General features: G+C 61.3%; 17 protein-coding genes. 9 read left to right on the top strand and 8 right to left on the bottom strand.

The features are described from left to right. Positions 1-2 precede the first annotated feature (2 nt). Both AC1DJO_RS18620 and gyrA read right to left on the bottom strand, forming a co-directional pair. The gene (locus tag AC1DJO_RS18620) at positions 3-1,496 is read right to left on the bottom strand and encodes an FAD-binding oxidoreductase (RefSeq protein WP_477972319.1); all 1,494 of its coding nucleotides are present in this window, start codon (positions 1,494-1,496) and stop codon (positions 3-5) included. A 105-nt stretch (positions 1,497-1,601) separates the two neighbouring features. Then, positions 1,602-4,412 (bottom strand): DNA gyrase subunit A, encoded by a 2,811-nt coding sequence (gene gyrA / locus AC1DJO_RS18615; protein ID WP_477972317.1) that lies wholly within the window; start codon positions 4,410-4,412, stop codon positions 1,602-1,604. A gap of 216 nt (positions 4,413-4,628) precedes the next feature. On the opposite strand from gyrA, the gene AC1DJO_RS18610 reads away from it, so the two are divergent. Continuing rightward, a complete protein-coding gene (locus tag AC1DJO_RS18610) occupies positions 4,629-5,258 on the top strand; it encodes a MarC family protein (protein ID WP_477972315.1) in 630 nt (209 codons plus the stop codon). A gap of 27 nt (positions 5,259-5,285) precedes the next feature. Here AC1DJO_RS18610 and AC1DJO_RS18605 read toward each other — a convergent pair whose 3' ends face one another. Both AC1DJO_RS18605 and AC1DJO_RS18600 read right to left on the bottom strand, forming a co-directional pair. Then, positions 5,286-5,552, bottom strand: coding sequence for an RDD family protein (locus AC1DJO_RS18605; protein WP_477972313.1), 267 nt, complete (start codon positions 5,550-5,552; stop codon positions 5,286-5,288). Between the two features lie 67 nt (positions 5,553-5,619). Further along, positions 5,620-6,174 carry a single-stranded DNA-binding protein gene (locus AC1DJO_RS18600; RefSeq protein WP_477972311.1) on the bottom strand — a complete coding sequence of 185 codons (555 nt, stop codon included), beginning with the start codon at positions 6,172-6,174 and terminating at the stop codon, positions 5,620-5,622. A gap of 252 nt (positions 6,175-6,426) precedes the next feature. Between AC1DJO_RS18600 and uvrA the strand changes: the two genes are divergently transcribed. From uvrA to AC1DJO_RS18585, 3 genes are read left to right on the top strand one after another with little or no spacing between them, the layout of a single operon-like run. Next, positions 6,427-9,351: an excinuclease ABC subunit UvrA gene (uvrA, locus tag AC1DJO_RS18595; protein WP_477972309.1), complete on the top strand. Its 2,925-nt coding sequence runs from the start codon at positions 6,427-6,429 to the stop codon at positions 9,349-9,351. A 1-nt stretch (position 9,352) separates the two neighbouring features. After that, the gene (locus AC1DJO_RS18590) at positions 9,353-9,805 is read left to right on the top strand and encodes a GNAT family N-acetyltransferase (RefSeq protein ID WP_477972307.1); all 453 of its coding nucleotides are present in this window, start codon (positions 9,353-9,355) and stop codon (positions 9,803-9,805) included. Between the two features lie 21 nt (positions 9,806-9,826). Continuing rightward, a complete protein-coding gene (locus tag AC1DJO_RS18585; protein ID WP_477972305.1) occupies positions 9,827-10,633 on the top strand; it encodes a DUF72 domain-containing protein in 807 nt (268 codons plus the stop codon). Here AC1DJO_RS18585 and AC1DJO_RS18580 read toward each other — a convergent pair whose 3' ends face one another. Beyond that, on the bottom strand, positions 10,634-12,109 hold the full coding sequence (locus tag AC1DJO_RS18580) for an NAD(P)H-hydrate dehydratase (protein WP_477972303.1): 1,476 nt from the start codon (positions 12,107-12,109) through the stop codon (positions 10,634-10,636). 342 nt (positions 12,110-12,451) lie between these two features. Here AC1DJO_RS18580 and AC1DJO_RS18575 point away from each other — a divergent pair, with 342 nt between their 5' ends. From AC1DJO_RS18575 to hspQ, 3 genes are all read left to right on the top strand, one after another. After that, complete coding sequence (locus tag AC1DJO_RS18575; protein WP_003539626.1) at positions 12,452-12,790, top strand: P-II family nitrogen regulator; 339 nt, start codon at positions 12,452-12,454, stop codon at positions 12,788-12,790. Between the two features lie 60 nt (positions 12,791-12,850). Then, positions 12,851-14,260 (top strand): type I glutamate--ammonia ligase, encoded by a 1,410-nt coding sequence (gene glnA / locus AC1DJO_RS18570; protein ID WP_112387406.1) that lies wholly within the window; start codon positions 12,851-12,853, stop codon positions 14,258-14,260. A 150-nt stretch (positions 14,261-14,410) separates the two neighbouring features. Then, the gene (gene hspQ / locus AC1DJO_RS18565) at positions 14,411-14,740 is read left to right on the top strand and encodes a heat shock protein HspQ (RefSeq protein ID WP_112387407.1); all 330 of its coding nucleotides are present in this window, start codon (positions 14,411-14,413) and stop codon (positions 14,738-14,740) included. Between the two features lie 111 nt (positions 14,741-14,851). Here the strand turns inward: hspQ and AC1DJO_RS18560 are convergent, their stop codons facing one another. Further along, positions 14,852-15,505 carry an invasion associated locus B family protein gene (locus tag AC1DJO_RS18560; protein WP_112387408.1) on the bottom strand — a complete coding sequence of 218 codons (654 nt, stop codon included), beginning with the start codon at positions 15,503-15,505 and terminating at the stop codon, positions 14,852-14,854. 268 nt (positions 15,506-15,773) lie between these two features. Here AC1DJO_RS18560 and AC1DJO_RS18555 point away from each other — a divergent pair, with 268 nt between their 5' ends. Together AC1DJO_RS18555 and AC1DJO_RS18550 are read left to right on the top strand one after the other, a co-directional pair. Then, complete coding sequence (locus AC1DJO_RS18555; RefSeq protein ID WP_477972301.1) at positions 15,774-17,576, top strand: extracellular solute-binding protein; 1,803 nt, start codon at positions 15,774-15,776, stop codon at positions 17,574-17,576. An 85-nt stretch (positions 17,577-17,661) separates the two neighbouring features. Then, a complete protein-coding gene (locus AC1DJO_RS18550) occupies positions 17,662-18,333 on the top strand; it encodes a DsbA family oxidoreductase (protein WP_477942565.1) in 672 nt (223 codons plus the stop codon). Here AC1DJO_RS18550 and mfd read toward each other — a convergent pair. Then, on the bottom strand, positions 18,330-21,833 hold the full coding sequence (gene mfd, locus AC1DJO_RS18545; protein ID WP_477972299.1) for a transcription-repair coupling factor: 3,504 nt from the start codon (positions 21,831-21,833) through the stop codon (positions 18,330-18,332). The genes AC1DJO_RS18550 and mfd overlap by 4 nt on opposite strands. Beyond that, a complete protein-coding gene (locus AC1DJO_RS18540; RefSeq protein WP_477972297.1) occupies positions 21,830-22,147 on the bottom strand; it encodes an FAD assembly factor SdhE in 318 nt (105 codons plus the stop codon). Before AC1DJO_RS18540 ends, mfd begins: the two co-directional genes overlap by 4 nt. Between the last annotated feature and the right edge of the window lie 78 nt (positions 22,148-22,225).

Genomic DNA, 22,225 nt, shown 5'->3' with positions numbered 1-22,225 from the left:
CCTCAGATCTTGCCCAGATAATTATCCCAGAACCGGTTGCGGAACAGCAGATCCGGATCGGCCTTGCGTTTCGCTGCCGCAAAATCGGCCGTGCGCGGATAGGCCCGCTGCAGTTGATCCAGCCGTGCATGCGGCCGGTAAGGCAGATAGTAGCTGCCGCCGATGGCAATCACCCGCTCAATCAGAGCTTCGGTCATCCGCGCCATATCGACCTCGCCGCGCACCGTCTTCTCCTGCGAGAACAGCATGACAGCGGCAATGCGAGGTTCCGTAGCGTAAGCCAGAACGCTGTCGCTGTCGGTGTTCACATAACGCAGCGTGATGTTCAAGAGCTGCTGGTATGAGGCCGGAATGACATCGCGGCAGGCCGCGACAAAATCGGCAAATCGCGACGGTGAGACGAAATATTCGTGCAGGATGTCGGTGCGCAAGGGATCGCGGTCGTCGAGGGTGATGACCGGCTCGTTCATCAGGCTGTTGCGGGTCGAAGCCGCTGAAATCTGCGGATTGAGCACCGCCTCCGTCCACCAGCGCATGTGCTTGACGCCATCGGAGCCCAGCTGGCGGCGAAAGATTTCGCGCGAGACGTGGCTGATGAAGCCGGATCCGGTGGCGGCGGGAATGGCGGACTGATCGGCCGCGGGGCGATAGGTGATCAGTAGGCCGTCGTCGAAGAAGCGGTCCAGCGAGATGTCCAAGCGTCCGTAGGCCATCTGCACCGATGGATCGGATGCCAGCACTTCAGCGAAACGGCGGCCGACGTCTTCGCCGGCAAGATGTTCGAAGGACGGCTCCAGCAGACTGTTGGGCACCATGTCGAGCTCAAGCTCGGTGATCACCCCGAACAGACCGTAGCCGCCCATGGCGTGATTGAAGAGATCGGCATTTTCAGTGCGCGAGCAGGTCAGAAGATTGCCGTCGGAGGTCATCATCTTCATCGACCGCACCGTGCTGCCGCAGGCACTGAAGGGCACCGGCCAGCCATGCGCGTTGACCGAGAAGGTGCTGGCGACGCCGAAATCGTTGTTCGACTGCATGACGGCGGGCGAAAAGCCGATCGCGTCGAGCTTGCTGATGACGGTCGACCAGCGGGTGCCGGCGGCAACGCGATAGGTCTTTGCCGCGGTATCGGCTTCCAGCCAGTCCTGATCGAGGGTCAGGGCTGCACCATTCAACGGCAGGCTATGGCCACCCATCGAGTGGCGGGCCGCACTTGCGGCCACCGGCTGACCGTTACTGCGGGCGTCCGCGAGTGTTGCCCGGAGGCGATCGACAAGCGCCTGTTGCGGCGGCTCGCTGAAGGTCAGGTGCTGGGCAACCGGCGTCGGCGACAGTTCACCGGCATCATTGAGGATCGCCCCGCCCGCCGGCGCATCGGCATCTGCGGGAAAGGCCGGTCCGGGATCGCTCGACGGCGAGAGAAGATATTGCCCTGCCACCACCCCGGCGATCGCCGAGCCCGCAACGAGAACGCCGCGCCGCGTCCAGTTTCCCATGACTACCCTCACCCAAATATCAACTCAAGCTAGCAGAAATCTCTTTACTCCATAAAAAACCGGGCGGCAGGGGCCGCCCGGTTCTCAAACCAAAGCCTGGTTAAATTATTCTTCAGATGAAGGCGGTGCGTCATCCTCGGCTGCAGGCGTTGCCTCGCCGATTTCGGCAACCGCCTCGTCGGTTCCCTCGCCCGCTTCCTCGCCGTCATCCTCCGGCTCGCTGATACGCTCGACGGATACGACCTTCTCGTCCTTGGCAGTCGAGAAGATCGTGACGCCCTTCGTTGCGCGGCTGGCGATGCGGATGCCGCCGACCGGTACGCGGATCAGCTGACCACCATCCGAAACCAGCATGATCTGGTCGCCATCATCAACAGGGAAGGCAGCGACGAGTGCACCGATTTCGCCGGTCTTCGAGGTGTCGGTGGCCCGGATGCCCTTGCCGCCGCGGCCGGAGATACGGAAGTCGTAGGACGAGGAACGCTTGCCGAAGCCCTTTTCGGAAACCGTCAGCACGAACTGCTCGCGTGCCTTCAGCTCTTCATAGCGCTCGTCGGAAAGCTGTCCCTCCTCGGTGACTTCCTCGCCGACGAGAGCGATATCGTCCTCATCGACGCCGGTTGCGCGACGTTCTGCAGCGGAGCGCTTCAGATAGGCGGCACGTTCCCACGGCTCGGCATCGACGTGACCGACGATGGTCATCGAGATGATGCGGTCGCCGTCGCCAAGATTGATGCCGCGCACGCCGATCGAGTTGCGGCCGGCAAAGACGCGGACGTCGTCCACCTGGAAGCGGATGCACTGGCCGAGCGCCGTCGTCAGAAGCACGTCATCATGCTCAGTGCAGGTTTCGACGGAGAGGATTTCGTCGCCCTCCTCCTCGAGCTTCATGGCGATCTTGCCGTTGCGGTTGACCTGAACGAAGTCCGACAGCTTGTTGCGGCGAACGGTGCCGCGGGTCGTCGAGAACATGACGTCGAGGCTATCCCAGCTGTCCTCATCCTCCGGCAATGGCAGGATTGTGGTGATGCGCTCGCCGGGTGCGAGCGGCAGCATGTTGATCAGAGCCTTGCCGCGCGAGGTCGGCGTGCCGATCGGCAGGCGCCAGACCTTTTCCTTGTAGACGATGCCGCGCGACGAGAAGAACAGCACAGGCGTATGGGTATTGACCACGAATAGCCGGCTAACAAAATCTGCGTCGCGGGTGGTCATACCGGAGCGGCCCTTGCCGCCGCGGCGCTGCGCCCGGTAGGTGGTCAGCGGCACGCGCTTGATATAGCCGAGGTGCGAGACGGTGACGACCATGTCCTCGCGGGCGATGAGATCCTCATCATCCATTTCGAGGCCACCGTCGATGATTTCGGTGCGGCGCGGTGTGCCGAACTCGTCGCGAACGGCGCCGAGCTCATCCTTGACGATGGTCATGATGCGGATGCGCGACGACAGAATATCGAGGTAATCCTTGATTTCCTCGCCGATCTTGTTGAGTTCGTCGCCGATTTCGTCGCGGCCAAGCGCCGTCAGGCGGGCGAGACGCAGTTCGAGGATGGCGCGCGCCTGCTCTTCCGAGAGGTTATACGTCATGTCCTCATTGATCCGGTGACGCGGATCGTCGATCAGGCGGATCAGGCTTTCGACATCCGATGCCGGCCAGCGGCGGGTCATCAGCTGTTCACGTGCCGTCGCCGGATCCGGCGCCTGGCGGATGACGCGGATGACTTCGTCGATATTGGCAACCGAAATCGCCAGACCGACCAAGACGTGGGCGCGCTCGCGCGCCTTGCGCAGCAGGAATTTCGTTCTCCGGCTAACAACTTCTTCGCGGAAGGCGACGAAGGCGCGAAGCATGTCGAGCAGCGTCAGCTGTTCCGGCTTGCCACCATTCAGCGCCACCATGTTGCAGCCGAAGGAGGTCTGCAGCGGCGTGTAGCGATAGAGCTGGTTCAGGATGACGTCGGCATTGGCATCGCGCTTAAGCTCGACGACGACGCGGTAGCCCTGACGGTCGGATTCGTCGCGAAGATCGGAGATGCCCTCGATGCGCTTCTCGCGCACCAGCTCGGCCATCTTCTCGATCATCGTCGCCTTATTCACCTGATAGGGGATCTCGGTGATGATGATCTGCTCGCGGTCGCCGCGCATCGGCTCGATCGTGGCAACGCCGCGCATGACGACAGAACCGCGGCCCGTCTCATAGGCCGAACGGATGCCGGAGCGGCCGAGGATCTTGGCGCCGGTCGGGAAGTCGGGACCCGGGATGATCTGCATCAACTCCGGCAGCTCGATCGCCGGATTGTCGATCAGTGCGATACAGCCTTCGATGACTTCCGAGAGATTGTGCGGCGGGATGTTGGTCGCCATGCCGACGGCGATGCCGCCTGCCCCGTTGACCAGCAGGTTCGGGAATTTCGCAGGCACCACGACCGGCTCAGAGAGCGTGCCGTCATAGTTGTCGCGGAAATCGACCGTTTCCTTGTCGAGGTCGTCGAGCAGCGAGTGCGCGGCCTTTTCGAGGCGGCATTCGGTGTAACGCTCGGCCGCCGGCGGATCGCCATCGACGGAGCCGAAATTGCCCTGACCATCGATCAGCGGCAGCCGGAGAGACCAATCCTGCGCCATACGGGCCAGCGCATCGTAGATCGCCGAGTTGCCGTGCGGATGGTATTTACCCATCACGTCACCGGTGACGCGGGCGCATTTGACGTATTTCTTGTTCCAGTCGATGCCGAGCTCGGACATGCCGTAAAGGATGCGCCGGTGCACGGGCTTGAGGCCGTCACGGACATCCGGAAGCGCGCGGCTGACGATAACGCTCATCGCGTAATCGAGATACGACCGCTGCATTTCCTCCATGATGGAGATGGGCTCGATGCCTGGCGGGAGCTTCCCGCCGCCTGGGGGTGTTTGTTCAGTCAAAACAGATCACGATCTCTTTGTAGAATCACTGAAAGATTTATAGCGGAAAGCCCCGTTCCGCGCCAATTTGAGCGGGCGTTTTGAACAGGCTTTTAAGGCGGAAAGGCGGCAAATCAGCCGTTTCTGCGCTGGAGCGCCACACGGCGATTTGCCAAATGCGAGAGGCAGCTTCACAATCGGAAAAATCAAGACTTCATATGGTGTTCCGGAGGGACAATGGCAAGCGCCGACCAACTGATCAACGCCTTCACGACGCTGCTTGTCACCATCGACCCGCCAGGGCTCGCTCCTATCTTTCTGGGGCTGACGACGGGCATGAGCCGCAGCCAGCGCAAGCAGGTGGCGTTGCGCGGCTCGATCATCGCCTTCATCATTCTCGCCGTCTTCGCGCTGTTCGGCGCCAGCGTGCTTGGCGTGCTCGGCATCTCGATCGGCGCCTTCCGGATCGCCGGTGGTCTGCTGCTCTTCTGGATCGCCTTCGAAATGGTGTTCGAGAAGCGCCAGGACCGCAAGGAGAAGACCAGTACCGTGGCGATCACCAAGGACCACATCCAGAATATCGCCGTCTTCCCGCTGGCGATCCCGCTGATCGCCGGCCCCGGAGCGATCTCGGCAACCATCCTGATTGCGGGCTCGCTGCCGACGACATTCGAGCGGGCGCAGCTCTTGATTGTCATTGCCGCCAATCTGCTGCTGATGCTGGCGGCGCTGTTGATCGCCGATCGCCTCGACCGCTTTCTGGGCGTCACCGGCCGGGCGATCCTGACGCGGCTCTTGGGCGTCATCCTGGCGGCGCTGGCGGCGCAGTTCGTGGTCGATGGCGTCAAGGCGGCGTTCAGCCTCTAGGCGCCGCAGGATGCCATTCCAGAGCGGCTAGCGATCTGTTCGCTTTGCCTTGAGAATGCGCTTCCAGATGGTTCCACCCAGATATTTATTGAAGACGACGAAGTAGGCGATCATCAGGGCAAAGGACAGGAGGGCCGGACCGCCATTCAACGAAAAACCATTCTCCGTCTTTCCACCGAAGATCAAAGCCACACCGTATCCGGCGACCCAGAAGATCGTGAAAAAATCAAGGATGGCGGCCAGAACGATCCGCCAGGTCGCCGGCACTTTTTGCGCCGATGCAACGTCACTCATGAAAACCCCTCGCTATCGAGATAACCGTATGCCCAAATGAAAACGGCGCCTTGCGGCGCCGTTTGGATCAGAACGGGATGTCGTCGTCGAGATCCCGCGAGAAGTTGCCGCCGGCGCCTCCACCAGAGCTGCCGCCACGGCCGCCGCCGCCCGATGACTGCGCAGGCGCGCCGTAGTCGTCGCCATAGCCGCCACCGCCGCCGCCGTAATCGTTGTTGTTGCTGCGGCCGCCACCACCGCCGAAGCCGGAGCCCGCGCCACCGCCGTCGCCGCGGCCGTCCAGCATCGTCAGCGTCGAGCCGAAGCCCTGGAGCACCACTTCCGTCGAATAACGGTCCTGGCCCTGCTGGTCCTGCCATTTGCGGGTCTGCAGCGCGCCTTCGATATAGAGCTTGGCGCCCTTTTTGACGTACTGTTCGATGACCTTGCACAGGCCTTCGTTAAAGACCACGACGGTGTGCCATTCGGTCTTTTCCTTGCGTTCGCCCGAATTGCGGTCGCGCCACGTCTCCGAGGTCGCGATGCGAAGGTTGGCGATCGGACGGCCGTCCTGGGTTCTGCGGATTTCAGGGTCTGCACCCACGTTTCCGATCAGAATTACCTTGTTCACGCTACCAGCCATACTTTTCACCTTACCTGCCACCCTGCCCGGTGGCGCTAGAAACAATGGATGTACCTTAAACTATAGAGCCCTCGGGAGGGGCGTCCATGGCGGCGTCATCCACAAGGAATTTTGTTCTTTATTTGTTCTATTAAATGACTATGATCCTGTCAACAGAATCGAAAACCTTCTCCCAGCCCGGATTTCAGCCTCGACTCGCCCGCGAGCATCACTAAATAAGGGGCTTCATCAGAGAGACCAAAGCAGAAGACGATGAGCGAACTGAAGACGATTTCCATCCGTGGCGCGCGCGAGCACAATCTGAAGGGCATCGACCTGGATCTGCCACGCAACAAGCTTATCGTGATGACGGGGCTATCCGGATCCGGCAAGTCCTCGCTGGCATTTGATACGATCTATGCCGAAGGGCAGCGGCGCTATGTCGAAAGTCTTTCGGCCTACGCGCGCCAGTTCCTCGAGATGATGCAGAAGCCCGATGTCGATCAGATCGATGGGCTGTCGCCGGCCATCTCGATCGAGCAGAAGACGACGTCGCGCAACCCGCGCTCGACCGTCGGCACGGTCACCGAAATCTACGACTATATGCGTCTGCTCTTTGCGCGCGTCGGCGTTCCCTATTCGCCGGCCACCGGATTGCCGATCGAGAGCCAGACCGTCAGCCAGATGGTCGACCGGGTTCTTGCCTTCGAAGAGGGTACCCGTCTCTATATTCTGGCGCCGCTCGTGCGCGGACGTAAGGGCGAGTACAAGAAGGAACTCGCCGAGCTCATGAAAAAGGGCTTCCAGCGCGTCAAGGTCGACGGGCAATTCTACGAGATCGCCGACGTTCCGGCGCTGGACAAGAAGTACAAGCATGACATCGATGTCGTCGTTGACCGTATCGTCGTGCGCGCCGACATGTCTTCGCGCCTGGCGGACAGCCTTGAGACCTCGCTGAAGCTTGCCGATGGCCTGGCTGTCGCCGAATTTGCCGACAAGCCACTGCCGCCCGAGGAAACCTCGGCGGGCGGCTCGGCCAACAAGTCGCTGAACGAGACGCATGAGCGCGTGCTGTTTTCGGAAAAATTCGCCTGCCCTGTCTCGGGCTTCACCATTCCGGAGATCGAGCCGCGGCTGTTCTCATTCAACAACCCGGCCGGCGCATGCCCGACCTGCGACGGCCTCGGCGCGCAGCAGAAGATCGACGCCAACCTGATCATCCCGGAACCGGAGCGGACGCTGCGCGACGGCGCCATCGCGCCCTGGGCCAAGTCGTCCTCGCCTTACTACAATCAGACGCTGGAAGCGCTCGGCAAGCGTTTCGGCTTCAAGCTCGCCAGCCGCTGGAACGACCTTTCTGCCAAGGCGCAGGACGTGATCCTGAACGGCACCGAGGAGAAGATCGAGTTCCACTATGCCGACGGGGCGCGTTCCTACACGACGCACAAGACCTTCGAAGGCATCATCACCAATCTCGAACGCCGCTGGAAGGAAACCGATTCCGCCTGGGCGCGCGAGGAGATCGAGCGCTTCATGTCGGCAGCGCCCTGCCCTTCCTGCACCGGCTTCCGCCTGAAGCCGGAAGCACTGGCGGTGAAGATCGACAAGCTGCATATCGGCGAAGTCACGCAAATGTCGATCCGCGTTGCCCGCGACTGGTTCGAAGTGCTGCCATCACATTTCTCGGCCAAGCAGAACGAGATCGCCGTCCGCATCCTCAAGGAAATCCGCGACCGTCTGCGCTTCCTGAACGATGTCGGCCTCGAATATCTCAGCCTGTCGCGCAACTCCGGTACGCTATCCGGCGGCGAGAGCCAGCGTATCCGTCTAGCGTCGCAGATCGGCTCGGGGCTGACGGGCGTGCTCTACGTTCTCGACGAACCGTCTATCGGCCTGCACCAGCGCGACAACGCGCGACTTCTCGATACGCTGAAACACCTGCGCGACATCGGCAATACCGTGATCGTCGTCGAACATGACGAGGATGCGATCCTGACGGCTGACGACGTCGTCGATATCGGCCCGGCCGCGGGCATTCACGGCGGCCAGGTGATCGCCCATGGCACGCCGCAAGATATCATGGCGAACCCGAAGTCGCTGACCGGCAAGTATCTGTCCGGCGAATTCGGCGTGCCGATCCCGGATGAACGGCGCAAGCCGAAGAAGGGCAAGGAGATCAAGGTCGTCGGCGCCCGCGGCAATAATCTGAAGAACGTCACTGCCTCTATCCCGCTCGGCGTCTTCACCGCCGTCAGCGGCGTCTCCGGCGGCGGCAAGTCGACCTTCCTGATCGAGACGCTCTACAAGTCGGCGGCGCGCCGCGTGATGGGCGCTCGGGAGATTCCGGCCGATCACGACCGGATCGACGGCTTCGAGCATATCGACAAGGTGATCGATATCGACCAGTCACCGATCGGCCGCACGCCGCGCTCGAACCCGGCGACCTATACCGGCGCCTTCACGCCGATCCGCGACTGGTTTGCCGGCCTGCCGGAAGCCAAGGCGCGCGGCTATCAGCCGGGCCGCTTCTCGTTCAACGTCAAGGGCGGCCGCTGCGAGGCCTGCCAGGGCGACGGCGTCATCAAGATCGAGATGCACTTCCTGCCCGACGTCTACGTCACCTGCGACGTCTGCCACGGCAAACGCTATAATCGCGAAACGCTCGACGTCACCTTCAAGACCAAGTCGATTTCCGATGTTCTCGACATGACGGTCGAGGAAGGCGTCGAATTCTTCGCCGCCGTTCCCGCGGTGCGCGACAAGCTGCAGTCGCTGTTCGACGTCGGTCTCGGCTATATCAAGGTCGGCCAGCAGGCGAATACGCTGTCGGGCGGTGAGGCGCAGCGCGTCAAGCTCGCCAAGGAACTGTCGAAGCGCTCAACGGGCCGCACGCTCTATATTCTCGACGAACCGACCACCGGCCTGCATTTCCACGACGTCGCCAAGCTATTGGAAATGCTCCACGAGCTGGTCAACCAAGGCAACTCCGTCGTCGTCATCGAGCACAATCTCGAAGTCATCAAGACCGCCGACTGGGTGCTCGATTTCGGCCCCGAAGGCGGCGACGGCGGCGGCGAGATCGTTGCGACGGGCACGCCCGAAGCAATCGTCAAGGAGAAGCGCTCCTATACCGGCCAGTTCCTGAAGGAGCTGCTGGAGCGGCGCCCTATGAAGAAGACGGTTGCGGCGGCGGAGTGAGATGTTGCGGCAGGCAGGCGCGGACGATCTGGAGACTGTTTGCCGCCTCACCGCTGCAGCTTACAGCCCCTATGTCGAGGCGTTTGGCGGTGAACCGTTGCCGATGCGCGAAGACTATCGGCCGCGGATCGCCAATGGTGAAGTCTGGCTTCTCGATTTGGAGGGTGAGCCGGTTGGGCTTGTGGTACTGGAGCGGCATGCGGATCATGCGATGCTTTTCAGTATCGCCGTTTCGCCCGATCACCACAGCCGCGGTATCGGACGGACGATCCTCGGTTGGGTGGAAGACAAGACGCGCGAATGGGGATTGTCCGAGCTGCGGCTCTATACCAATGCGCGGATGGAGCGAAACATTGCGATCTATGCAGCGTCCGGCTTTCAGGAAACGGGTCGACGGCCCAATCCCTACCGGCCAGGATGGGTGATCGTCGATATGGCAAAGCAAATCGCCTGAACGGGCAAAGGGAGGAAGAGAATGAGCACATCCGGCACTATCCGCGTCGGCATCGGCGGCTGGACATTCGAGCCCTGGCGCAACCACTTCTTTCCCGGCGACCTGAAACAGAAGGACGAGCTCAATTATGCCAGCCGCCAGCTGAAGGTGATCGAGGTCAACGGCACCTATTACAGCTCGCAGAAGCCGGAAACTTTCGCGAAATGGGGCGCCGATGTTCCCGATGGTTTCATCTTCTCGCTGAAGGCCAGCCGTTTCGTCACCAACCGCAAGGTTCTCGGCGAGGCCGGTGAATCCATGCAGCGGTTCCTGACGCAGGGGCTGACGGAGCTCGGCGACCGGCTCGGGCCGATCCTCTGGCAGTTCGCGCCGACCAAGAAATTCGAGCCGGACGATTTCGAAGCCTTTCTCAAGCTGTTGCCGGACAAACAGGACGGGCTGCCGCTCCGGCACGTGGTCGAAGTTCGCCACGACAGTTTCAAGGTGCCTGACTTCGTGGCGCTGCTGGCCAAATACGGCGTCGCGCCCGTTGTCGCCGAGCATTTCGACTATCCCATGATCGCCGATGTCGCAGCCGACTTCGTCTATGCGCGGCTGCAGAAGGGATCGGACGAGATCAGGACCTGCTATCCGCCGAAAGATCTGAAGGCCTGGGCGGTCAGGCTGGAGACCTGGGCGGCGGGCAAGGTGCCGGATGATCTGCCTGTCATCGATGAGGATCGCAAGATCAAGGTGGAGCCGCGCGACGTGTTCGCCTTCATGATCCACGAGGGCAAGGTCAACGCTCCCTTCGGTGCCATCGCCCTGCAGGAAGAAGTCGGCAAATAATCAATACGGCAGGACGTGGGCGGCGAGATCTTCCGCCGTCAGCCCCTTGCCGGCGCGCTGCCCGGCCATTCCGTGCAGATAGACCCCGGCTGCTGCCGCCTCGAAGGCAGGCAGGCCCTGCGTCAGCAAGGCGCCGATGATGCCGGCGAGCACATCGCCGGAGCCTGCTGTCGCCAGCCAGACCGGCGCATTGGTATTGATCAGCGCGCGCCCATCCGGCGCGGCAATCACCGTGTCGGCTCCCTTGAAGACGATGGCCGCATTGGCGCGCTTCGCGGCCATCTGTGCCTTGCCGACCTTGCCGATCTCGGTATTGGCGGCGATATCGGGAAACAGCCGGGCGAATTCACCGTCATGCGGCGTCAGCACCAGACGCGTCTCGCCGCCGGCGAACAGGTCGAACAGCCGCTTCGGCTCCTGGCGAAACGAAGTGATGCCATCGGCATCGAGAACCAGATGGCGGTCGCTGAGTGCGGCGGCATAGTCCCTCGCCTGCTCGCCGATGCCGAAACCAGGCCCGAGCACGAAGGTCTGCAGGCGATCGTCTTCCAGCCACGCCTCGAGCGCCGTAATGCCATCGACTTCACGCAGCATGACGGCAGTCAGATGGGCGCTGTTCTCGGACACTGCATCCGGGGGTGCTGCGATCGTCACCAGACCTGCGCCTGCCTTGAGGCCAGATATGGCCGACATCCGGGCCGCCCCCGTCTTGCCTGAAGTCCCTGAGAAGACGACGAGGTGGCCGCGTTTGTATTTGTGCGTTTCCATCTTCGACGACGGCATCAGATGCGCCCAGCGGGCCGGTGTGTTCTCGGCGATGCCCGACACCGCCTGCGCCCGGACGATGCGGCCGGGAATGCCGATATCGGCGACCTCAAGCGTGCCACAGAGCTCCCTGCCCGGCATCAGCAGATGGCCGGGCTTGCGGGTCATGAAGGTGATGGTGTGCGATGCGGCGAATGCTGTGCCGAGAACCTCTCCGGTGGCGCCATGGATGCCGGATGGCAGATCGACGGCGATGACCGGGAGGCCTGCCTTGCGGATCGCCGTCATGGCATAGGCCGCCTCGGGCGGCACGTCGCGGCTCAGCCCCGCGCCGAACAAGGCATCGATGATGGTATCGCCGGGCCGCGGTTCATAGGACGCCAGCGGTTCGCTGGCCACTGTGCATTCCGACCGGGCGCGCAAGGCGTCGCCTTGGAGCTTATCGGGATCGCCGAGATGAAACACCGAAACACCGGCACCGCTTTCGGCGAGAAACCGCGCCGCGACATAGCCGTCGCCGCCATTATTGCCGGGGCCGCAGAGCACGGCAAAGCGGAGCGCGCCGGGATAAAGCCGCATCGCGGCGGCGGCGACAGCGCCGCCGGCATTGGTCATCAAACCAAAACTGTCGATACCGGTCTCTGCTGCAGCGGCATCGACCGCCGCCATTTCCTTGGGAGTGAGAAGCAATTCGTTCAATCGATCGGTCATGGCGCCATTGAAGTCAAAAAGCGCCTAAAAAACAACCGCTTTCGCTCAATTCATATTCGCATATATTTTGTGCCTTTGCCTATTTTATAATCTTCAACTTGCATCGCAACGCAAACCGGAGACTTGCAAAATTTCTCAATTTCGAGCGCATTTTCGATTTTTTGGATAAAAATCGTCATATTTTTCTAAAAAATCGCCCGCAGATGCAGGCAATCGCATCGATTTGGGTGCATTTGCGGGATTTTTTCGGTCTGGCCGGTTGCGAACTGGCATGATACCTGCATCATGTTTGGCGAGCGGCATACGCACGCTTTAACGGGAGAAGCGGAGAGTCATTTTCTCATGAAAAAGATCGAAGCGATCATTAAGCCTTTCAAGCTCGACGAAGTGAAGGAAGCCCTTCAGGAAGTCGGTCTGCAGGGCATTACAGTTACGGAAGCCAAGGGCTTCGGTCGCCAGAAGGGCCACACGGAGCTTTACCGTGGCGCCGAATACGTCGTCGATTTCCTGCCGAAGGTGAAGGTCGAAGTCGTCCTCGCCGACGAGAATGCAGAAGCGGTGATCGACGCCATCCGCAAGGCCGCACAGACCGGCCGCATCGGCGACGGCAAGATTTTCGTTTCGAATGTCGAGGAAGTCATCCGCATTCGTACTGGCGAAACCGGTATCGACGCTATCTAAGCAAGCCTTGCCCCCAAGAGGCAAAGCCAGATCGTCATAGCAAATCAAAGGGAGTGTTTCATGGCGAGTGCAGCCGAAATTCTGAAGCAGATCAAGGAAAACGACGTCAAGTTCGTCGATCTGCGCTTTACCGACCCCAAGGGCAAACTGCAGCACGTCACGATGGACGTCGTCTGCGTGGACGAAGACATGTTCGCCGATGGCGTCATGTTCGACGGTTCCTCGATCGGCGGCTGGAAGGCCATCAACGAGTCCGACATGGTGCTGATGCCGGATACCGACACCGTGCATATGGATCCGTTCTTCGCGCAGTCGACGATGGTCATCATCTGCGACATTCTCGACCCGGTTTCGGGCGAAGCCTATAACCGCGACCCGCGCGGCACCGCCAAGAAGGCCGAAGCCTATCTCAAGGCATCGGGTATCGGCGACACCGTGTTCGTCGGTCCGGAAGCCGAATTCTTCGTCTTCGACGACGTCAAGTACAAGGCAGACCCCTACAATACCGGCTTCAAGCTGGACTCGAACGAACTGCCGTCGAACGACGACACCGAATATGAGACCGGCAACCTCGGCCACCGTCCGCGCGTTAAGGGCGGCTACTTCCCGGTTCCGCCGATCGACAGCGCCCAGGACATGCGTTCCGAGATGCTGACGGTTCTCAGCGAAATGGGCGTCGTCGTTGAAAAGCACCACCACGAAGTGGCGGCCGCTCAGCATGAGCTCGGCATCAAGTTCGACACGCTGGTGCGCAACGCCGACAAGATGCAGATCTACAAGTATGTCGTCCATCAGGTCGCCAATGCCTATGGCAAGACGGCAACCTTCATGCCGAAGCCGATCTTCGGCGACAACGGCTCGGGCATGCACGTGCATCTGTCGATCTGGAAGGGCGGCAAGCCGAGCTTCGCAGGTGACGAATATGCAGGTCTCTCCGAAGCCTGCCTCTATTTCATCGGCGGCATCATCAAGCATGCCAAAGCACTGAACGCCTTCACAAACCCGTCGACGAACTCCTACAAGCGTCTCGTCCCGGGTTATGAAGCCCCGGTTCTGCTCGCCTATTCGGCGCGCAACCGCTCTGCCTCGTGCCGCATTCCGTTCGGCAGCAACCCGAAGGCCAAGCGCGTCGAAGTCCGCTTCCCGGATCCGATGGCGAACCCGTATCTTGCCTTCGCAGCCATGCTGATGGCCGGCCTCGACGGCATCAAGAACAAGATCCATCCGGGCAAGGCCATGGACAAGGATCTCTACGACCTGCCGCCGAAGGAGCTGAAGAAGATCCCGACGGTCTGCGGTTCGCTGCGTGAAGCGCTCGAGAGCCTCGACAAGGACCGCAAGTTCCTGACGGCCGGCGGCGTATTCGACGACGACCAGATCGACTCGTTCATCGAGCTGAAGATGGCCGAAGTGATGCGCTTCGAAATGACGCCGCATCCTGTCGAATTCGACATGTACTACTCGGCATAAGCTAATACCGGAAAGCCCTGGCGAAAGCCGGGGCTTTTCAAGATGTCACTGAGGCTGATGGCGACATGACACTCATGTGACGAAATCCTGCACAAATCTTGATTTGAGCAGGCCCAATCACCAAATCTGGTGATGAAAGGAAGTCGTACCATGAAAGAAAGAGTTGCAAAGTTCGGTATCGGTGAAGTGGTCCGGCATAAGGTATTTCCGTTTCGCGGCGTGATTTTCGACGTTGATCCGGAATTTGCGAATACGGAGGAATGGTGGAACTCCATTCCGGCCGAAGTTCGGCCCAGCAAGGACCAGCCGTTCTACCACCTGCTCGCCGAAAACGACGAGAATGAATATGTCGCCTACGTCTCGGAGCAGAACCTGGAGAATGACGAGAGCGGCCTGCCGCTCCGCAACGAACAGGTCTACCAGATCTTCGACATGGCGCCGACAGGCCAGTTCAAGCCCAAGATGAGCCTGGCCAACTAAGCGCATCGGATCCAAGCCTAACAAACCCCGCTCCGGCGGGGTTTTTCTTTGCCGGCGGCAATAAAAAACCCGGCGCGATGGCCGGGTTTTCCGAAACGATATGCGAGACGCTTACTGAGCGGTCTTGGCAGCGTTCTGTGCGTCTTCCAGCTTCTTGCGGGCTTCTTCAGCCTTCTTCTGCATGCTGTCCTGCAGGCTCTTCTGGCTTTCGGCAAGCTTCGATTCGGAAACTGCTTCGCCATCGTAAGCGCCGGTGAAGCCTTCGAGCGAGATCTTGATCGGGTTCGGAGCGCGGCGGAAGTTGATCGAGGTGAAGATCACGTCGCTGCCCTTCTTGAGGCTGGCGATCATCGCGTCGGTCAGCGGCAGTTCAGCCGTGCACTTGTCGGGCAGGCAGACGGCGTAATCGAGCTTCTGGCCCTTGTTGTTGTCGATCTGCATCATGATGCCGGGCGGGATCAGGCGGGCGGTCGGAACCGAGACCTGAAGGATCTTGCGGTTGACCTTGCCGGAAACGCTGATGAGGCCGACTGCGGTGACGAGCTGACCGCCATTGGCGAGGATCAGGTTCTGGACGACGCAGATGTCGTTGTCTTCCTGCTTGCTGCAGGTCTTGTACCAGCCGAGACGCGGTGCGCCGGCGGCCTGCTGAGGGGCGCTCGCTGCATCCTGTGCGAAAGAAGCAACCGGTGCCGAAGCGGCGCCGAAAGCAACGGCCAGAACGGACAGAGCTGCCCGCATTTTCTTTTCAGACTTGAACATCATAGCGGATTCCGTCTCCTGATACCCATTCGGGACCGCGATTTGCAGCCCTCTCCAACCGGGTCATTCGGCATTCCACCTCTTAAAACAATAAGGCAAATGCATGACCCCGAAACTCGGGAACACCTGTTACATTGAGGCGCTGCAGATATCCAGTATTTCTTTGGCAATTTCTGGATGCCCGGAAAGATTTGAGGGTGAGAATGTTCGATTTCGCGCGCTCCATGATAGTCTTCGCGCGAATCGAGCCATTGCCGGAAAGGAACGAAAGATGCTCCGGATCGCCCTGCCCGCCATCTTTGCGCTCTTTTGCAGTGCCGCCATTGCCGAGCCGCTGCACGGCATCGCCATGCATGGGCAGCCGGCGCTGCCGCCGGACTACAAGAGCTTTTCCTACGTCAATCCGGATGTAAAGAAGGGCGGCCATATCACCTACGGCGTGGTCGGTACCTTCGACAATCTCAATCCCTTCATCCTGAAGAGCATGCGGACCACGGCGCGCGGCATGTGGGATCCCGATTACGGCAACCTCATCTACGAATCGCTGCTGCAGCGCTCGCGCGACGAGCCCTTCACGCTCTACGGCCTTCTGGCCGAAACCGTCGAATGGGACGACAACCGGACCTTCATCCAGTTCAACCTCAATCCGAAGGCCAAATGGGCGGACGGGCAGTCCGTCACCGCCGACGACGTGATGTTCACCTTCGAGCTGCTGCGCGACAAGGGACGCGTGCCATTTTCGACACGGCTCAATCTCGTGTCGAAAATGGAGAAGATCGGCGATCGCAGCGTGCGCTTCACCTTCAACGACAAGGCCGACCGCGAGACGCCGATGGTGTTCGGGCTGATGCCTGTTCTGCCGAAGCACCTGATCGACCCTGAGACCTTCGACCGCACGTCGCTGACGGCGCTGGTCGGGTCAGGGCCCTACAAGATCAAGACGGTGAAGCCCGGCGAAAGCATCACCTACGAGCGCGATCCGAACTATTGGGGCAAGGACATCCCCTCCAAGGTCGGGATGGACAATTACGACCGGATCACCGTGCAGTATTTCCTGCAGGACACGACGCTGTTCGAGGCCTTCAAGAAGGGCGATGTCGACGTCTATCCGGACGGAAGTCCCGGTCATTGGGCGACCGCCTATAATTTCCCGGCTGTCAGCTCGGGCGCCGTCATCAAGGATACGTTCGAGCCGCAGCTGCCGAGCGGCATGTTCGGCTTCGTCTTCAATACCCGCCGGCCGATGTTCCAGAACCTCAAGCTGCGCGAGGGGCTGTCGCTGATCTTCGATTTCGAATGGGCGAACAAGAACCTGTTTTCCGGTGCCTATAAACGCACCGAGAGCTTCTGGCAGAATTCCGCGCTCTCGAGCTTCGGTGTTCCGGCCGACGAGCGCGAACTGGCGATGCTCGGGCCGCTCAAGGACAAGATCGATCCTGAAATCCTCAATGGTACCTACAAGCTGCCTGTCACCGATGGCGCGGGCCGCGACCGCAAGGTGCTGAAGCAGGCCGTCGACGTGCTGAAGGAAGCCGGATACTCGATCAAGAACGGCAAGATGACCGATGACAAGGGCAAGCCGCTCTCCTTCGAAATCATGACCCAGAACGCCGACCAGGAGAAATTGGCGATCGCCTATCAGCGCTCGCTGCAGACGCTGGGAATCACGGTCTCCATCCGCACCGTCGATGATTCGCAATATCAGAGCCGGACCAACAGCTTCGACTACGACGTCATCGTCAAATCCTATGTCTCGTCGCTGTCTCCGGGCAACGAGCAGCTTTCCTACTGGGCCTCGGCCAGCCGCGACCGCGAAGGCAGCTCGAATTTCGCCGGTGTCGCCGATCCCGATGTCGATATGGCGATCAAGCATCTGCTGGCGGCGCGTTCCGACGAGGATTTCACCGCCGCCGTCCGCTCGCACGATCGTCTGCTGCTGTCCGGCCACTACGTGCTGCCGCTCTATCACATCGACCAACAGTGGATCGCCCGCAGCAAGCGCATCGGCCATCCCGACAAGGTGCCGCTCTACGGCTATCAGCTGCCGGCCTGGTGGGACCAAAGCGCCCAATAGGCGGTTCCTTTTTCCTGCCTGGTTGAAGTCGGCGGCCTGAACGCATAGATGGCGTGAAGCACCCGAGCCAGAAAAGGAAAGCACCATGGAACGCATCACCATCGACGTCATCTCGGATGTCGTCTGCCCCTGGTGCTATCTCGGCAAGGCGCGGCTGGAGCTGGCGATCGCCGAGGTGCAGGACGAGGTCGGCGTCGATATCAACTGGCGTCCCTACCGGCTGAACCCCGATTATCCGCCCGAAGGCGTCGATCAGAAGAAGAGCCTGGAAGAAAAGCTCGGCGGTGCCGAACGCGTGGCGCAGGCCCATCAGATGCTCACCGGCCTCGGCAAGGAAGTCGGGATCAATTTCGATTTCGAAGCAATCAAGATCGGGCCGAACACGCTCGACGCGCACCGTCTGATCCATTGGGCGATGATCGAGGACCGCGACAAAGCTGACCGCGTCGTCAACGCTCTGTTCAAGGCGAATTTCGAGGAAGGCCGCAATGTCGGCGACCATGCGGTGCTGCTCGACATCGCCGAGAAAGCCGGTCTCGACCGCGCCGTCACCGCCTCGCTGCTGGCCTCGGATGCCGACAAGGATCTTGTCGTCGGCGAGATTGAGGCAGCGCAGAAGATGGGCGTCAATGGCGTGCCGTTCTTCATCTTCGACCAGCAATATGCGGTCAGCGGCGCGCAGACGCCCGACGTGATCGCCGGAGCGTTGCGCGATATCGCCAAGGCAAAGGCCGAAGCCCGCGCCGGGATGAACTAACCCTTCGCCAGTTCCGCCAGTTGCGTCATGATCACGGCCGCACCCTGCAGCCGTTTTTCCGGCGTGGGGAGATCGCGGGTCAGGAACAGGCCGTGGTCCGGGCGGATCTTGGCCATCGAACCCTGCTTGGCGATATAGCCGACCAGGTTTGCCGGATTCGGGAATTCCTTATTACGGAACTGGACGACGATGCCCTTCGGGCCGGCGTCCAGCTTTTCGACATTGGCGATACGGCAGAGCGACTTCACATAGACGATCTTCAGGAGGTGCTGGACCTCGATCGGCATCGGGCCGAAGCGGTCGATCATCTCGGCGCCGAAGCCGTCGATTTCCTTGAGCTCGGTGATTTCGCCGAGACGGCGGTACAGTGCCATGCGCAGATGTAGATCGGGAACGTAGTTGTCCGGGATCATCACAGGCGTGCCGACGGAAATCTGCGGCGACCAGCCGGTATCGGCGATCTCGTCGACACCCTTCACTTCGGCAACCGCTTCTTCGAGCATCTGCTGATAGAGCTCGAAGCCGACTTCCTTGATATGGCCGGACTGTTCCTCGCCGAGCAGGTTGCCGGCGCCGCGGATATCGAGGTCGTGGCTGGCGAGCTGGAAACCGGCGCCCAGCGTATCCAGCGACTGCAGCACCTTCAGGCGGCGCTCGGCGGTCGCCGTCAGCACTTTGTTGACCGGCAGCGTGAAGAGCGCGAAGGCACGCACCTTCGACCGGCCGACGCGGCCGCGCAGCTGATAGAGTTGGGCGAGACCGAACATGTCGGCGCGATGAACGATCAGCGTGTTGGCGGTCGGCACATCGAGGCCGGATTCGACGATAGTGGTCGAGAGCAGCACGTCGTAGCGACCTTCATAGAAGGCGTTCATGATGTCTTCGAGTTCACCCGCCGGCATCTGGCCATGGGCGACGGCGACCTTCAGCTCCGGCACGTCGGATTGCAGGAAGGCGTGCACGTCCTCGAGATCTGCGAGGCGTGGGCAGACATAGAAGCTCTGGCCACCGCGATAGTGCTCGCGCATCAGCGTTTCGCGGATCACCAGGCTGTCGAAGGGCGAGATGAAGGTGCGCACCGCCATGCGGTCAACCGGCGGCGTGGTGATCAGCGACAGCTCACGCACCCCTGTCATCGCCAGCTGCAGCGTGCGCGGGATCGGCGTTGCCGAAAGCGTCAACACGTGCACGTCGCTCTTCAGCTCCTTCAGCCGTTCCTTGTGCTTGACGCCGAAGTGCTGTTCCTCGTCGATGATCAGCAGGCCGAGATTGGCGAAGTTGATACCGGCGCCGAGCAGCGCATGGGTGCCGACGACGATATCGGTCTTGCCGTCGGCGACTTCCTTCTTGGTCAGCGCCAGATCCTTGGAGCCAACGAGGCGCGATGCCTGCTGGACGCGGATCGGCAGGCCGCGGAAGCGCTCGGAAAAGGTCTTGAAATGCTGGCGCGACAGCAGCGTCGTCGGCACGACGACCGCAACCTGGACGCCATTCATCGCCGCGACGAAGGCCGCGCGTAGCGCCACTTCGGTCTTGCCGAAGCCGACGTCGCCGCAGACGAGGCGATCCATCGGACGGCCGGCGGCGAGATCCCCGCGCACGGCCTCGATCGCCGTGTCCTGATCTTCCGTCTCGTCATAGGGGAAGCGGGCGGCAAATTCGTCATAGAGGCCCTCTGGCGTCGTCAGCACGGGCGCGTGGCGTGTCAGACGTTCGGCGGCGATGCGGATCAGCGCATCAGCCATATCGAGCAGGCGCTTCTTGAGCTTGGCCTTGCGCATCTGCCATGCGCCGCCGCCGAGCTTGTCGAGGCTGGCTTCGGTCCCCTCGCCGCCATAGCGCGACAGAAGATCGATGTTTTCGACCGGCAGGAAAAGCTTGGCCTCATCGGCATATTGCAGCTCGAGGCAGGCATGCGGCGCGCCGGCGGCCTCGATGGTTCTGAGGCCGATGAAACGGCCGATACCGTGCTCGGCGTGAACGACGATCGAGCCTTCGTCGAGGCCCGCCACTTCCGAGATGAAATCGGCGGCGCGCTTGCGGCGCTTCGAGCGGCGCACCATGCGGTCGCCGAGAATATCCTGCTCACCGATAACGATCAGATCGCCGGTCTCGAAACCGGCTTCCAGGCTGAAGACGGCCGCGGCCGCCTCGCCCTTCGCAAGACTTCCGATGTCCTTCAGCGCCTCGATCGGCTTGACGCGTTCCAGCCCATGCTCGTTCAACACCTGCAGGAGCCGCTCCAGCGAGCCTTCCGTCCAGGCGGTGATCAGCACCTTGGCGCCGCCGGCGCGTTTGTCGGCGATATGCTTGACGACGACGTCGAAGACGTTGACGCGCTCGGCATTACCGGCGCCTTCAGCGTTGGAGCGCGCCCAGCGCTCGCCCTGGCGGGCGTCGATGTTGACGACGCGGCGCGCTTCGCCCTCATGCTCGTTGAAGGGCGACATACGGATGGCGTTGAATGCATCCAGCGTTGCCGCGAAGGTCTTGCTGTCGAGATAAAGCTGGCCGGGGGTAACAGGCTTGTAGGGCGTGCCCTGAGACATGCCCTTGGCTGGCTGGCCGGAACTGAGACGGGCATCGTAATAGTCGAGGACCAGCTTGGAGCGCTCTTCGGCGGCTTCACGAACCGTATGGTCTGTGACGAGCTGGAAGCCCTTCAGATAGTCGAAGACGGTCTCGAGCTTGTCATAGAAGAGCGGCAGCCAGTGTTCCATGCCCGGATAGCGGCGGCCTTCGGAGACGGCCAGATAGAGCGCATCGTCGCGGGTCGCGGCACCAAAGGACGAGAGATAATTCTTACGGAAGCGGCTGATCGTATCCGGGGTCAGCGTCACCTCGCTCATCGGATTGAGATCGAGCGAGCGCACCTGCCCCGTCGTCCGCTGGCTGGCCGGATCGAAGCTGCGGATGCTTTCGAGCGTATCGCCGAAGAAATCGAGGCGTACCGGCTCTTCCGAACCCGGAACGAAAACATCGAGAATGCCGCCGCGCACGGCATACTCGCCGACTTCGCGCACGGTCGCGACACGATCGAAGCCGTTGCGCTCCAGGCGGCCGGCGATGTCGTACATGCGGACCTGGTTGCCGGGACGCGCCGAAAAGGCCAGGCTTTCGATCACATCCTGCGGCGCGACCTTCTGCAGCATCGCATTGACGGTGACGAGAACGATCGCCGCATGCGGCTTCTTCTGATGCGCGATCAGACCGCTCAGCGCCGCCAGACGGCGTGCCGAGGTATCGGCGCTTGGCGAGACGCGGTCATACGGCAGACAGTCCCAGGCAGGCAGCGTGAGTACCGGGATATCGGGCGCAACGAAGCTCAGCATCTGTTCCAGATCGGCCATCCGATGGCCGTCCGAAAGCACATAGGCGACCGGGCGGCCGGCGCGCGCCAGTTCGGCGAGCAACATCGGCTCCATGCCCGCAGGCACGTTGCCGATCGTCAGCGGCTCGGCGGCGGCTGCGAGCTTCTTTGCGTCAAATCCTGAAATCATTCCGGTTTCCTGGAGGCGGTATCGGCGGGATATTCGAAGTCCGGCTTGAAGGCGGCGATGCGCTGGAACATCGGCGTCTGGAAACGCTCCGGTACCGGCCAGGTTCCCATCACCCAGCGCACCAGATCGTTGTCTTCCTCGCCCATGATGGTCTCGAGCTCATCGAGTTCGGCGTCCGAGAGCGTGGCGATCTCGGATTCGGCGAACTGGCCGAAGACCAGATCCATTTCGCGCAGCCCCCGGTGCCAGCAACGGAACAAGATCCGGCGGCGGCGCGGATCAAGCCCGGCGCTCGAGAGTGTCACACCTGTCATGGCAGTACCTTCCTGTTGATGCGCCTCTATAGCCCCTCGAAAGCGCGTTGTCAGCCTTGCCAAGGCCCTATTGTTCAT

It is taken from the genome of Rhizobium sp. 05N430, assembly GCF_056396985.1.
Note: the sequence above shows the minus strand (reverse complement) of the source record. Positions and strands in the feature narration are given on the sequence as shown.

Excerpts from the sequence above, each read along its gene's own strand:
- AC1DJO_RS18560 (WP_112387408.1), bottom strand. The coding sequence starts at position 15,505 with ATGATGTTCAAGTCTGAAAAGAAAATGCGGGCAGCTCTGTCCGTTCTG.
- AC1DJO_RS18600 (WP_477972311.1), bottom strand. The coding sequence starts at position 6,174 with ATGGCTGGTAGCGTGAACAAGGTAATTCTGATCGGAAACGTGGGTGCA.
- AC1DJO_RS18605 (WP_477972313.1), bottom strand. The coding sequence starts at position 5,552 with ATGAGTGACGTTGCATCGGCGCAAAAAGTGCCGGCGACCTGGCGGATC.
- AC1DJO_RS18620 (WP_477972319.1), bottom strand. The coding sequence starts at position 1,496 with ATGGGAAACTGGACGCGGCGCGGCGTTCTCGTTGCGGGCTCGGCGATC.
- AC1DJO_RS18540 (WP_477972297.1), bottom strand. The coding sequence starts at position 22,147 with ATGACAGGTGTGACACTCTCGAGCGCCGGGCTTGATCCGCGCCGCCGC.
- AC1DJO_RS18585 (WP_477972305.1), top strand. The coding sequence starts at position 9,827 with ATGAGCACATCCGGCACTATCCGCGTCGGCATCGGCGGCTGGACATTC.
- mfd (WP_477972299.1), bottom strand. The coding sequence starts at position 21,833 with ATGATTTCAGGATTTGACGCAAAGAAGCTCGCAGCCGCCGCCGAGCCG.
- AC1DJO_RS18610 (WP_477972315.1), top strand. The coding sequence starts at position 4,629 with ATGGCAAGCGCCGACCAACTGATCAACGCCTTCACGACGCTGCTTGTC.
- glnA (WP_112387406.1), top strand. The coding sequence starts at position 12,851 with ATGGCGAGTGCAGCCGAAATTCTGAAGCAGATCAAGGAAAACGACGTC.
- AC1DJO_RS18580 (WP_477972303.1), bottom strand. The coding sequence starts at position 12,109 with ATGACCGATCGATTGAACGAATTGCTTCTCACTCCCAAGGAAATGGCG.
- AC1DJO_RS18590 (WP_477972307.1), top strand. The coding sequence starts at position 9,353 with ATGTTGCGGCAGGCAGGCGCGGACGATCTGGAGACTGTTTGCCGCCTC.
- AC1DJO_RS18550 (WP_477942565.1), top strand. The coding sequence starts at position 17,662 with ATGGAACGCATCACCATCGACGTCATCTCGGATGTCGTCTGCCCCTGG.
- AC1DJO_RS18555 (WP_477972301.1), top strand. The coding sequence starts at position 15,774 with ATGCTCCGGATCGCCCTGCCCGCCATCTTTGCGCTCTTTTGCAGTGCC.
- uvrA (WP_477972309.1), top strand. The coding sequence starts at position 6,427 with ATGAGCGAACTGAAGACGATTTCCATCCGTGGCGCGCGCGAGCACAAT.
- hspQ (WP_112387407.1), top strand. The coding sequence starts at position 14,411 with ATGAAAGAAAGAGTTGCAAAGTTCGGTATCGGTGAAGTGGTCCGGCAT.
- AC1DJO_RS18575 (WP_003539626.1), top strand. The coding sequence starts at position 12,452 with ATGAAAAAGATCGAAGCGATCATTAAGCCTTTCAAGCTCGACGAAGTG.